This window comes from Azohydromonas australica DSM 1124 (assembly GCF_000430725.1).
GTDB lineage: Bacteria > Pseudomonadota > Gammaproteobacteria > Burkholderiales > Burkholderiaceae_C > Azohydromonas > Azohydromonas australica.
The window spans coordinates 1-12281 of record NZ_AUMO01000065.1 but is presented as its reverse complement, the minus strand read 5'-3'; the positions used below and the strand labels follow the sequence as shown (position 1 = coordinate 12281).

Below are 12281 nucleotides of genomic sequence, written 5' to 3'. Positions count from 1 at the left end.
CGCGCAGCCGGGCCAGCAGCTCAGCATGCAGCTTGTCCCACACACCCGCAGCATGCCAGTCGCGAAGGCGGCGCCAGCAAGTCATCCCGCACACGCCCATCTCAACGGGCACGTCCTCCCACTGGATGCCAGTCTTGAGGACAAAGACGATACCGGTCAGGCACCGCCGCGGGTCGGCCGGCTTGCGACCCGTGTGGTCCTTGCGGCGCGGTTTTGGCGGTGGCAGCAACGGCTCGATCACAGCCCAGAGTTCGTCATCAATCAGCGGCCTTGCCATGGTGGAACCTCACCCAGTAGACGCTCTCACTGGCATGCCAGCATCTACCATGCCCGCAAAAAGTTAGGGCTTCTTAGGGACTCGATTATGAAAATGCGTCTTGCCACAACCCTGTCGCGAGCGTCCTTGCGGGCTGACTTGCTGGCCGGGCTGCTGGGCGCGGTGCTGGTGCTCCCTCAGGGCATCGCCTTCGCCACGCTGGCCGGGCTGCCGCCGCAGTACGGGCTGTACTCAGCAGTCGTGCCGTGCATCGTCGCGGCATTGCTTGGCTCCAGTCGCCACGTGGTATCCGGGCCTACCAACGCCAACTCGCTGGCATTGTTCGCGATGCTGGCACCGTTGGCCGCGGTGGGCAGCCCGGCCTACATTGAGTTGGCGTTGGCCGTGACGGTGCTGGTGGGATTGCTGGAGTTCGCCACCGGCGCGCTGCGGCTGGGGGCCGTCGCTAACTTCATCTCGCCCACCGCGCTGCTGGGCTTCACCGCGGGCGCCGCCGCGCTCATCGCCGTGCACGCGCTCAAGGATGCGCTGGGCCTGTCGCTGGCACCGGGCTCCAGCACTGTGGGCGTGCTGCGCGCGGTCTTCACCCAGGCGCCACAGCCCGGCGCGCTCCTGGTGGCCATCGTGACGCTGGTTGTAGCAATAGGACTGCGCCAGTGGGGGCGCCGCTCGCCGTTCATGCTGATCGCACTGGCTGCCGGCACGCTGTTGGCGTGGGGGCTGGAGCATTGGGCGCTGCCGGCATGGCACGTGCAGTTGCTGGGGCCGTTGCCCTCGCCGCTGCCACCTTTGCACGTGCCCAGCGTGACGCTGGAGCAGCTGCCACAGGTGATGGCCGTCGCCGCAGCGCTGACGGTGGTGGCGCTGGCGCAGTCGATTGCCATTGCCAAGGCGGTGGCTGCGCGCTCGGGGCAGCGTATCGACGCCAACCGTGAGTTCCTGGGCCAGGGCCTGTCGAACCTGGTTGGTGGCTTCTTCTCCTGCTACGTTTCCTGCGGCTCGCTCAACCGCTCCATGCCCAACTTGGAAGCCGGCGCACGCTCGTCACTGGCTGCGGTGTTCTCTGCGCTGCTGGTGATCCCGCTGGTGGCGTCCACCGCGCCGGCGCTGGCGCTCATCCCGTACGCTGCCATCGCAGGCCTCCTGATGCTGGTGGGGTGGACGCTACTGGACTTGCCGCGCTGGAAGCGACTCTGGTGGGCCAGCCGCCAAGAGCTGGCCGTGGCGCTGATCACTTGCGCCGCCACGCTGACGCTGCGGCTGGAGATCGCCGTGCTCATGGGCAGCGCACTGTCGTTGGGCCTGTACCTTCACCGTACCTCGCGCCCAGCGCTGCGCACCATGGGTTTCGACCGTGACCGTGACGAAGTGCACCGGCCTTTCGTGGTGGTGGCCCATACGCCCAGCGCGCGGCCGGAGTGCCCGCAGCTCAAACTGCTGCGCATGGAAGGGTCGGTCTACTTCGGTGCCACGGCACATGTGTCGGACAGGCTGCAGGCGCTGCGCGACCAGCCCGATCCTCAGAAGCACTTGCTGGTCATGGCTAAGAGCATGAATTTCGTCGACGTCGCTGGCGCGGAGCTCTGGCGCCAGGAGTTGCGCGCGCGCCGTGCCATGGGCGGCGACCTCTACTTCCACCGCCCGCGCCCCCGGGTGCTGGAACAGTGGCGATGCGATGGTTTCCTGGATGAACTTGGAGCGGACCACGTGTTTCCAGACAAACGCCGGGCGATTGCCGTCATCTGGCGTCGGCTGGATGCTGAGATCTGCGCCGGCTGTTCCGTGCGGGTGTTCAAGGAGTGCGCAGCCCTGCCAGATGCAAGAAAGTGCGGCGAAGCAGTGCCTAACGGCGTTGGGATGGTGAATGATTCTGTAGTCACCGAGCGGTAGCCGTACCGGTAATTTACCTGTTATCCGGTGCACCGACGCGAACCTCAAGCTACTTGCACGGCGCGCTGGTCAATAGGCCGAGGCCAAGCCTGCTGCGCCATATCAGGCTGACTTTCCCCGGCAGCTTCTGGTTCTTCATCGCCACGGTCTGGATACGCCTGCTCTCAAGTCCCAGTTCACGCTGTGGCACGAGTACATGCTGCTCAAGCCAGATCTACCTGACAGCAGCCTTGGTTCGCGTGTGCCCGACCGGGACTGCGCGTTTCATACACCTGCGTCGCAGACAACGCCATGATGAACCTTCCCAGCCTGAGCCTCTATTTTGGCGAAACATCGAGGTGCTGCGTGACACAGTACGTCGCTTTGCAACCGACGAGATCACGCCGCGTGCCGCAGCCATCGGCCGGGACAATCTCTTCCCGGCCGACCTGTGGAAGAAGCTCGGTGAACTGGGCCTGCATGGCATGACGGTGAGCGAGGAGTACGGCGGCACGGACCTCGGCTATCTGGCGCACATGGTCGCCATGGAAGAGGTTTCCCGCGCCTCGGCCTCGTTAGGCCTGGCCTACGGGGCGCACTCGATCCTGTGCGTCAACCAGCTGCATCGCAACGGCACCGCGGCACAGAAGGAAAAGTACCTGCCGCCGCTGGTGGCTGGCGACCACGTGGGGGCCCTTGCCATGAGCGAGCCCAATGCCGGCTTCGACGTGGTGAGCATGAAGCTGCGCGCCGAGAAAAAAGGTGACCGCTTCGTGCTCAACGGCTCCAACATGTGGATCACCAGCGGCGGCGATGCCGACACGATGATGGTCTGTGCCAAGACAGACCCCAAGGCCGGCCCCAGGGGCATCACTACCTTCATCGTCGAGAAGGGTTTCAAGGGCCTGTCCTTCGGCAACCAACCCGACAAGCTGGGCATGGGTGGCCTCAACACCTGCCCCGTGTCCTTCGAGGACTGCGAGGTGCCCAAGGAGAACGTGCTGGGCGGCCTGGGGCAGGGCGTGAAGGTGCTGACGAGCGGCGTGGACTATGAGCGCGCCGTGCTGTGCGGCGGCCCCCTGGGTGTCATGGCCGCGTGCATGGAGACAGTGACTTCCCGTATGCACGACCGCAAGCGGATTGACCGGTCCAGCGACGCGCTACAAGTCATGAACGGCAAGCTGGCCAACATGCACGCCATCCACCAGACCTGCCGCGCCCGCATGTACGCGGTAGGGCATGCCTGCGACTGCGACGGCCATGCACGCACGCTACGCAAGGACGTGACAGGCGCAGTCCTGTATTTGGCGGAAAAGGTCGGATGGATGGCCGGTGAGTGCGTCCGGACTCTGGGCGGCTTGGGGACCAGCCAGGAGTGCCCGGTGGAGTATCCGTGGCGTGACACCGTGTTCTATGCGCTTGGCGCGGGCAGCAGACAGACACGTCACTTGCCCATCAACGGCCAGGTGCCCTGCGAAACCTTTGAGCCCTGGCCATGTGCGGGCCCACTGTGTCTTCGCTCCAGAGGGACCGGTCAGCGGCGCTGCTGACTACAGCAGCGGCGCGGGACGTATGAGTACCGTCTTGAGGGCGAAACTGGACTTGATATGCGCCACACCTGGAATGCGCGTCAGCGTACGGGTGAGAAAGTGGTGGTAGCTCTCCAGATCCTTCACGACCACGCGCAAGTTGTAGTCAGCATCGCCGCTCATGAGAAAACAGCTCATGACTTCAGGGCATTTGGTGACGGTGCCTTCGAATCTCGCGATAACCGACTCCGATTGCTTTTCCAGCGTCACTGAAACGAAGACACTGATCGAGCCGACCAGTTGCTGCTCGTTGAGTTGGGCACCGTAGCCCTGGATGTACTGCTCCTCCTCCAGCCTGCGTACCCTGCGTACCGTGGGCGTGAGCGACAGGCCAATGCGCTCAGCAAGCTCTCGCCCGCTCAGCCGTCCATCGGCGGCCAGCTCCCGCAGGATCTTGAGGTCGAATTGATCAAGTTCGCTCATGGTGGATCGTTTGCTACACAACAGTGGCTTCATGTTAGATCAAACGCACCAAAAACAAGGGTTCCCCTAGGTACTGATTGGTGCCATTGATTCAGGCATGAAGACGAAAATTTCTCCTGTAGACAGTCCTCTAGAACAGCGAGCGCAACATGGGTGCCATTGATACTTCCTTCACTGCCGATGCCAAGTACAGCCGTTCCGAGGGTCGGATCCTCCTGACCGGCATCGAGGCGCTGGTGCGATTGCCGATGCTGCAACGGCAACTGGACAAGGCTCAGGGTCTCAACACGGCCGGCCTGATCTCCGGCTATCGGGGCTCGCCGCTGGGGGCGTACGACCTGCAGTTGTGGAAAGCCTCCAAGCAACTGGCGGCTCACGACATCGTGTTCCAGCCGGGGCTCAACGAGGATCTGGCAGCGACTGCTTTGTGGGGCGCCCAGATGCACCAGGCCTTCGGGCCGGCTCGCGTGGACGGCGTCTTCGGCATCTGGTACGGCAAGGGTCCCGGTGTGGACCGAAGCGGCGACGTGCTGCGCACGGGCAACGTGTTGGGAACGTCGAAGCTCGGCGGCGTGCTGGCGGTTTCGGGCGACGATCATGCGGCGCAGTCCTCGATGTACCCACACCAGACGGACGGCATCTTCCAGGCTGCGTCCATCCCCGTACTTCAACCCGCCAATGTGCGCGAGGTCCTCGAACTCGGATTGGCTGGTCTGGCGCTGTCCCGTTTCTCCGGGTTGTGGGTGGGCCTCAAGACGATTGCGGAGGTCATTGAAACCTCTGCATCGTTCGATCTGGGCCCGCTGCCCAGCTTCAAGATTCCCCAGGACTTCACCCTGCCTGCACATGGTCTCAATTGGGACCCGTCCATTCAATGGCCCACGCAGCGCGCTGAACTGGAGCGGCGGCTGATCGAAGAGCGGCTGCCCGCGGCGCGAGCGTGGGCACGCGCCAATGCGCTGGACCGCCTGGTTGTTGCCGCTCCACAGCGTAGATTGGGCATCGTGACCGTCGGCAAGGCACACCAGGACGTCATGCAGGCGGCGGCAGACCTGGGACTGTCCACGGCCGACCTCGCACAGTTGGGAGTCTCGGTCTACAAGGTGGCCATGAGTTGGCCGCTGGAAACGGATGGTGCGCTGGCTTTTGCCCAAGGGCACGACGAGGTCCTGGTCGTCGAGGAAAAGCGCTCGGTGGTGGAGGCACAGCTGAAGGACGCGCTGTACCACTGTCCCGCGGCGCGACGCCCCCGTGTGATAGGAAAGACTGACGAACGCGGCGTCACGCTGCTGCCCGAGGTGTCGGAGTTCAACCCGCGGATGATGGCGCGGGTACTGGTCATGCGCATCGCGGCGGCTGGCATCGACGCTCCCGTCCTGGCCAGTCGACTCGCCGCGCTGCAAGTACCCCAGAAGGCTTTGCCTGCCGGTGTGATTCCCATCCGCAAACCGTACTTTTGCTCGGGCTGTCCCCACAACACGTCGACTCGCACACCCGATGGGTCCATCAGCGGGGGCGGTATCGGCTGCCACGTGATGGCGCTGCAGCAACCGTGGCTGAAGACGCATACGTTCTCCCAGATGGGCGGTGAAGGCGTCCAGTGGATTGGTGCTGCGCCGTTCTCAAGCACGAAGCACACTTTCCAGAACCTGGGCGATGGCACGTACCAGCACTCCGGGCTGCTGGCCATTCGCGCGGCCGTGGCAGCGAAGACCAACATCACCTACAAGATTCTTTACAACGACGCGGTGGCCATGACGGGCGGGCAGCCGGCGGAAGGCGTCATCGACCCCGCTCGCATCACACGCCAGTTGCATGCGGAAGGCGTAGCCTGTATCACGCTGGTCTCCGATGACCCCACGCGCTGGACGGGAAACAAGGAGTTGGCCGAGGGCGTTGCCGTCCACCACCGTGATGAGATGGACGCGGTGCAGCGCAAGTTGCGCGAAATCCCTGGCGTAACGGCCATCGTCTATGAGCAAACCTGTGCGGCCGAGAAGCGCAGGCGCCGAAAGCGTGGCTCGATTCCCGACCCGGACAAGCGTGTCTTCATCAACCACCGCGTCTGTGAAGGATGTGGCGACTGCTCGGTGCAGTCCAACTGCATCTCGGTGGAGCCGCTGCCCACCGCGTACGGGCGCAAGCGCAAGATCAACCAGAGCGCCTGCAACAAGGATTTCTCCTGCGTGAAGGGCTTCTGCCCAAGCTTCATCGAGGTCGAGGGAGCGAAGCTGCGCAAGCCGGACGCTTCCAGACTGAAAGCGCTTGAGGCCAAGCTGTCGCAGGACCTGCAGGCGCCCGCTGTACCGCTCCTCACGGCACCGTTCAACGTCTACGTGACCGGAATTGGTGGCACCGGTGTGCTGACGATGGGTGCCCTCATTGGCGGTGCGGCGCACCTTGAAGGCAAGGGCATGACGGTGCTCGATTTCACTGGCCTGGCGCAGAAGAATGGCGCCGTGGTGAGCCAAGTCCGCATCGCTGCGTCGCCTGAAGACATCCATGCGGCGCGCATCGGCGAGGCTTCGGTGGACCTGCTGCTGGGTGCAGATCTGGTTGTCTCCTCGGCTGCTGACACGCTGGCAAAGATGTCCGCTGGGCGTAGCGCGGCCGTCGTCAACCTGGGCGAAGCGCCGACTGCAGACGTCGTGCGTGAGCGCGATGCGAGCCTGCCGACGCCCCTCATGCGACAGCGTGTGCAGCAACGCTGCCGCGCCGACCAGTTCCATGTCCTGGACGCCAGCGACGTGGCCCAGAAGGTGTTCGGCGACACGCTGCCGACCCATACGCTCATGCTGGGCTATGCCTGGCAGAAGGGGCTGGTGCCGTTGTCGCGTGAAGCCATCGAGCGCACCATCGAGCTTAACGGTGCCGCCGTCGAACTCAACAAGCGAGCTTTCACCTGGGGTCGCATCCTTGCAGTGCACCCGCAGGCGCTGGAGGCCATCAGCGATCAAGGCGCCAAGCAGGATGAGCCCCAGACGCTTGACGAGGTGATCAAGCAACGCGTGGCCGATCTGACCGACTACCAGGACGCCGCCTATGCGCGTCGCTATCAGGACTTGGTCAACCGGGCGCGCGACGCCGAGCGGCGTGTGCGGCCTGGCAGCGAAGTGTTCACCACCGCGGTTGCCATCAGCGCCTACCGTTTGATGGCCTACAAGGATGAGTACGAAGTTGCGCGCCTGTACGGGTCAGACGAGTTCAAGGCGTCGCTTGCAAGCCAGTTCTCCGAGACGGGCAAGATGTCCCTGTGGCTGGCGCCGCCCCTGTTTTCTCGAATTGACCCGGCCACGGGGCGGCCGCGCAAGCGCAAGTTCGGCCCCTGGATCCTCAGTGCCATGGACGTGCTGGCGCGCATGCGCAAACTGCGTGGCACGTCCCTGGACGTCTTTGGCTATACGCATGAGCGGCGCGCCGAGCGTCGCCTGGTGAGCGAATTCTTCGCTGACATTGAGTCGCTGTGTGCGTCGCTGGCCACAGCTGGAGTCGAGCGCGCTGCTGAATTTGCCAACCTGCCGCAGGAAATTCGCGGCTTTGGGCCGGTGAAGGCCGCCGCGATGGCAGCTCATGCCAAGCGCCGCCACGAAGCGCTGGACGCCATGCGCTCCCCTGCGTCTTCGCCGGTCAGCAAGAAAGTCCCCCAGATCGCCTGAGAAACGGTGGTACTGCCGTCAAACATGCCGCCATTGCCCAGCGCAATCCGCAGTGATCAAGGTTGCGCCAAGGCGGGGCGCAGGCCACAGCCTGTGCCTGCGAGGCAGTGCAACACCCCGGATCGATTTATCCAAGGAGACACCATGGCATACGAACACCTGCTCACTGCCGAGCACGGTAGCGGTACGCTGCGTGCCGGCGTCATCACGCTGAACCGTGCGCGGCAGCTCAATGCGCTTAACGATGGGCTCATGGACGAGCTTGGTGCTGCCTTGCGGTCCTACGATGCCGATGACGGCATTGGCTGCATCGTGATAACGGGCAGCGAGCGCGCTTTCGCCGCTGGCGCCGACATTCCTACGCTGGCCCGCATGGATTTCATGCAGGCCTACAGGACCGAACTCATCTCGCGCAACTGGGAGACGGTGCGCAGCATCCGCAAGCCGGTCATTGCGGCGGTGGCTGGCTTGGCCCTGGGCGGCGGTTGCGAGCTGGCCATGATGTGCGACTTCATTATCGCCGCTGACAATGCCAAGTTCGGCCAACCGGAACTCAAGCTCGCCGTCATCCCGGGTGCTGGTGGCACGCAACGCCTGCCACGTGCGGTGGGCAAATCCAAGGCGATGGACATGGTGCTCACCGCGCGCCCCATGGACGCGGCCGAAGCCGAGCGTGCCGGGCTGGTGTCACGCGTGGTTGCACTCGACAAGCTGATGGACGAGGCGCTCGGGGCGGCTTCAGCCATCTGTGCGCTGAGTCTGCCGAGCATCCTGATGGCCAAGGAATGCGTGAGCTGCGCTTACGAGACGCCGCTGGCCGAAGGCATCCGGCACGAGCGCCGGATGTTCCACGCGCTGTTCGGCACGCAGGACCAGAAGGAGGGCATGGCTGCCTTTCTGGAAAAGCGCGCGCCTGTCTTCAACCATCGCTGAGAGTGTGCTTTGCGCGTGTCCAGCGGCACCAATTTGTGGTCGCTGAGCGGGGGCCAACACGCCCCGAGACCACTGCTGTGCGCACCAACGAACTGACACTTGACGTCGCCAAGGAGATCACTACATGCAAATTCATGACCGCAATTTCATCGTCACGGGCAGCGGCTCTGGACTGGGTGCCGCCACGGCGCGCCGGCTGGTAGCCGGTGGTGCGTGTGTGCTGCTGGTCGACCTGAACGCCGAAGCCGGTGCCGCGCTGGCGGCCGAGCTGGGCGCCAACGCCCGTTTTGCCCAGGCCGATGTGACCGACGCCGCCAGCGCCGAGGCCGCGTTGGCTGACTTGCGCAGATCCTTCGGCACCCTGCATGGCTTGATCAACTGTGCTGGCGTTGCTCCGGCGGAAAAGGTGCTGGGCCGTGAGGGCCCGCACAAGCTGGAGAGCTTCGCACGCACGGTGCAGATCAACCTGATCGGAACTTTCAACATGCTGCGCTTGGCGGCGGCCGCCATTGCTGAGGGCGCGCCGGGCACCGATGGCGAGCGTGGCGTGATCGTCAATACCGCCTCGGTCGCGGCCTTCGACGGTCAGATTGGTCAGGCCGGCTACGCCGCTTCCAAGGGTGGCGTGGTGGCAATGACGCTGCCCATTGCCCGCGAGTTGGCGCGCTCCGGTATCCGCGTGATCGCCATCGCGCCCGGGATCATGGAAACGCCCATGGTCAAAGGCATGCCCACCGAGGTGCAGGACGCGCTCGGGAAAATGGTTCCCTTTCCTTCACGTCTGGGCCAGCCCGATGAGTTCGCTCGGCTGGTGCTGCACATCCTCGACAACACCTACCTCAACGGTGAAGTGATTCGCCTTGACGGCGCAATCCGCATGGCGGCCAAGTAAAGCACCCGGAGACTGCAGCATGATCCCGACCCCTGAACAGGACATGATCCGCGACGCCATGCGTACTTTCGCGCAAGAGCGTCTGGCTCCCTTCGCAGCCGAATGGGACCGCGAGCACCGCTTCCCCAAGGAAGCGCTGCAGGAACTCGCCGGCCTGGGTGCAATGGGCATGGTCGTGCCCGAGGAATGGGGCGGCGCCGGGCTGGACTATGTGTCGCTGGTGCTGGCGCTGGAGGAGATCGCGGCCGGCGACGGCGCCACCTCCACCATCGTCAGCGTGCAAAACTCGCTGGCCTGCGGCATCACGCTCAAGTACGGCACCGACGCGCAGAAGGACCGCTACCTGCGCCGGCTCGCTACCGGCGAGTGGCTAGGCGCCTTCTGCCTGACCGAACCCCATGCGGGCTCCGACGCCTCGGCGCTGCGCTGCCGCGCCGTGCGTGACGGAGACCAATGGGTCATCAACGGTGCCAAGCAGTTCATCACCAGCGGCAAGCACGCGCAGGTGGCGCTCGTGTTTGCTGTCACCGACCAGGCCGCAGGCAAGAAGGGCATCTCCTGCTTCCTCGTGCCTACCGACAATCCGGGCTACATCGTCTCTCGCTTGGAGGAGAAGATGGGCCAGCACGCCTCGGACACAGCCACCATCACGTTCGAGAACTGCCGCATTCCAGCGGATCACCTGCTGGGCCGCGAAGGCGAGGGCTACAAGATCGCGCTGTCCAATCTGGAGGCGGGGCGCATCGGCATCGCGGCGCAGTCGGTGGGCATGGCGCGCGCGGCGCTGGAGGCGTCAGTGCGCTACGCCAAGGAGCGCGTGGCCTTCGACGTTCCCATCATCGAGCACCAGGCCGTGGCCTTTCGCATCGCGGACATGGCCACGCAGATCGAGGCCGCGCGCCAGCTGGTGCTGCACGCGGCTTCGCTCAAGGACGCCGGGCACCCCTGTCTGAAAGAGGCTTCCATGGGCAAGCTGTTCGCCTCCACCATGGCCGAGCGCGTGTGCTCGGATGCGATACAGATCCACGGCGGCTATGGCTATGTCAGTGACTTCCCCGTGGAGCGCATCTATCGCGACGTGCGCGTGTGCCAAATCTACGAGGGTGCCTCCGACATCCAGCGCCTGGTGATCGCACGCGCCGTGGCCGGCGCCTGAGCGCCTTCTTCCAACCGACAGTCTCATCCAGGAGGTCTGCATGTCCACCACTTCGACTCCAAACGATCCCGTCGTCATCGTCGGTGCCGCCCGCACGCCGTTAGGCGCATTCCAAGGCGACTTTGCCTCGCTGACGGCGCCGCAGCTCGGCGCCGCCGCAATCCGCGCGGCCGTTGAGCGTGCCGGCCTCAAGCCTGAGGCGGTGCAGGAGGTGCTTATGGGTTGCGTGCTGCCCGCCGGCTTGGGCCAGGCACCGGCGCGCCAGGCGGCGCTGGGGGCCGAACTGCCGCTGTCGGCCGGCTGCACCACCATCAGCAAGGTGTGCGGCTCGGGCATGAAGGCCACGATGCTGGCCCACGACCTGCTGCTGGCCGGCAGCCAGCAGGTGGTGGTGGCCGGCGGGATGGAATCCATGAGCAACGCGCCTTACCTGCTGCCCAAAGCCCGCGCCGGGCAGCGCCTTGGTCATGGCCAGATGCTGGACCACATGTTCTTCGATGGCCTTGAGGACCGCTACGGTGCCGCCACCAATGGCCGCCTGATGGGTACCTTCGCCGAGGACTGTGCGCGCCACTTCAGCTTCACGCGCGAGGAGCAGGACGCCTTCGCCGCCGCCTCCACGTTGCGCGCACAGCAGGCCAAGCGCAACGGTCTGTTCCAGTGGGAGGTCAAGCCAGTAGCCGTGCCCGGGCGCGGCAGCGAAAGGCTCATCGGCGAGGACGAAGCACCGGGGAAAGTGCAACTGGACAAGATCTCGACGCTCAAGCCAGCCTTTGCCAAGGACGGCACGGTGACGGCGGCCAACTCCAGTTCTATCTCCGACGGCGCTGCGGCGCTGGTGCTGATGCGCCAGTCCACCGCACATAAGCATGGTCTGGCTCCGCTGGCCGTCATTCACGGCCATGCCACGCACGCGCAGAAGCCGGCCTGGTTCACGACGGCACCGGTGGGCGCGATCCAGAAGCTTTTGGGTAAGGTGGGCTGGCAGGCGGAGGACGTGGACTTGTGGGAGATCAACGAGGCCTTCGCCGTGGTGGCCATGGCTGCAATGCGGGAGCTGTCCCTGCCGCACGAACGCGTCAACGTGCATGGCGGTGCCTGTGCGCTGGGTCACCCGATCGGTGCCACGGGCGCACGCATCGTCGTCACGCTGCTGGGCGCGCTGCGCCAGCGCGGTGCTCGGCGAGGCGTGGCCAGCCTGTGCATTGGCGGTGGAGAGGCCACGGCTGTGGCGATTGAACTTCGCTGAGGATCGGTTGCTCAGCATTTGAAGGTGACCCATGACGTCCCAAGAGTTCATCGAGAAGTACGGCCCGCGCGAGTCGATGGACTACGACGTGGTGATCGTCGGTGCCGGCCCCGCGGGGCTGGCCACCGCCATCCGGCTCAAGCAGCTCGCCGCCGCGGCGGACCGCGAGGTGTCGGTGGTGGTGCTGGAAAAGGGCTCCGAGCCCGGGGCGCACATCCTCTCCGGCGCGATCATGGA

Annotated in this window: 9 protein-coding genes and 1 pseudogene; 8 read left to right on the top strand and 2 right to left on the bottom strand. The window is 64.9% G+C overall.

What is annotated here, in order from left to right; all coding sequences use genetic code 11:
* The coding region (locus H537_RS50865; protein WP_211234992.1) for a transposase at positions 1 to 277 on the bottom strand (277 nt) is incomplete at its 3' end.
* Between the two features lie 87 nt (positions 278 to 364).
* Between H537_RS50865 and H537_RS42320 the strand changes: the two genes are divergently transcribed.
* Both H537_RS42320 and H537_RS42315 read left to right on the top strand, forming a co-directional pair.
* Positions 365 to 2167, top strand: coding sequence for a SulP family inorganic anion transporter (locus H537_RS42320; RefSeq protein ID WP_051242368.1), 1803 nt, complete (start codon positions 365 to 367; stop codon positions 2165 to 2167).
* Positions 2168 to 2458: 291 nt separating this feature from the next.
* Positions 2459 to 3627: pseudogene (locus H537_RS42315) on the top strand (acyl-CoA dehydrogenase family protein); the annotation flags it as partial.
* Positions 3628 to 3696: 69 nt separating this feature from the next.
* Here the strand turns inward: H537_RS42315 and H537_RS0111055 are convergent.
* Positions 3697 to 4158 carry an Lrp/AsnC family transcriptional regulator gene (locus H537_RS0111055; RefSeq protein WP_028997975.1) on the bottom strand — a complete coding sequence of 154 codons (462 nt, stop codon included), beginning with the start codon at positions 4156 to 4158 and terminating at the stop codon, positions 3697 to 3699.
* 149 nt (positions 4159 to 4307) lie between these two features.
* On the opposite strand from H537_RS0111055, the gene H537_RS0111050 reads away from it, so the two are divergent.
* The 6 genes from H537_RS0111050 to H537_RS42310 form a co-directional block, all read left to right on the top strand.
* A complete protein-coding gene (locus H537_RS0111050; protein ID WP_028997974.1) occupies positions 4308 to 7814 on the top strand; it encodes an indolepyruvate ferredoxin oxidoreductase family protein in 3507 nt (1168 codons plus the stop codon).
* Positions 7815 to 7958: 144 nt separating this feature from the next.
* A complete protein-coding gene (locus tag H537_RS0111045) occupies positions 7959 to 8747 on the top strand; it encodes an enoyl-CoA hydratase (protein ID WP_028997973.1) in 789 nt (262 codons plus the stop codon).
* Between the two features lie 124 nt (positions 8748 to 8871).
* Positions 8872 to 9639, top strand: a complete 768-nt coding sequence (locus H537_RS0111040) for an SDR family NAD(P)-dependent oxidoreductase (protein WP_028997972.1) — start codon at positions 8872 to 8874, stop codon at positions 9637 to 9639.
* Positions 9640 to 9658: 19 nt separating this feature from the next.
* The gene (locus tag H537_RS0111035; RefSeq protein WP_028997971.1) at positions 9659 to 10795 is read left to right on the top strand and encodes an acyl-CoA dehydrogenase family protein; all 1137 of its coding nucleotides are present in this window, start codon (positions 9659 to 9661) and stop codon (positions 10793 to 10795) included.
* Positions 10796 to 10835: 40 nt separating this feature from the next.
* Entirely contained in the window at positions 10836 to 12044 is a 1209-nt protein-coding gene (locus tag H537_RS0111030; RefSeq protein ID WP_028997970.1) for an acetyl-CoA C-acetyltransferase, read from the top strand.
* 31 nt (positions 12045 to 12075) lie between these two features.
* A partial coding sequence (locus tag H537_RS42310; protein ID WP_043458558.1) for an FAD-dependent oxidoreductase occupies positions 12076 to 12281 on the top strand: 206 nt, incomplete at its 3' end.

What these genes read in the sequence shown, in the direction of transcription:
- H537_RS42320 (WP_051242368.1), top strand. Translation starts at nt 365, where the DNA reads ATGAAAATGCGTCTTGCCACAACCCTGTCGCGAGCGTCCTTGCGGGCT.
- H537_RS0111040 (WP_028997972.1), top strand. Translation starts at nt 8,872, where the DNA reads ATGCAAATTCATGACCGCAATTTCATCGTCACGGGCAGCGGCTCTGGA.
- H537_RS0111030 (WP_028997970.1), top strand. Translation starts at nt 10,836, where the DNA reads ATGTCCACCACTTCGACTCCAAACGATCCCGTCGTCATCGTCGGTGCC.
- H537_RS0111045 (WP_028997973.1), top strand. Translation starts at nt 7,959, where the DNA reads ATGGCATACGAACACCTGCTCACTGCCGAGCACGGTAGCGGTACGCTG.
- H537_RS0111050 (WP_028997974.1), top strand. Translation starts at nt 4,308, where the DNA reads ATGGGTGCCATTGATACTTCCTTCACTGCCGATGCCAAGTACAGCCGT.
- H537_RS0111035 (WP_028997971.1), top strand. Translation starts at nt 9,659, where the DNA reads ATGATCCCGACCCCTGAACAGGACATGATCCGCGACGCCATGCGTACT.
- H537_RS0111055 (WP_028997975.1), bottom strand. Translation starts at nt 4,158, where the DNA reads ATGAGCGAACTTGATCAATTCGACCTCAAGATCCTGCGGGAGCTGGCC.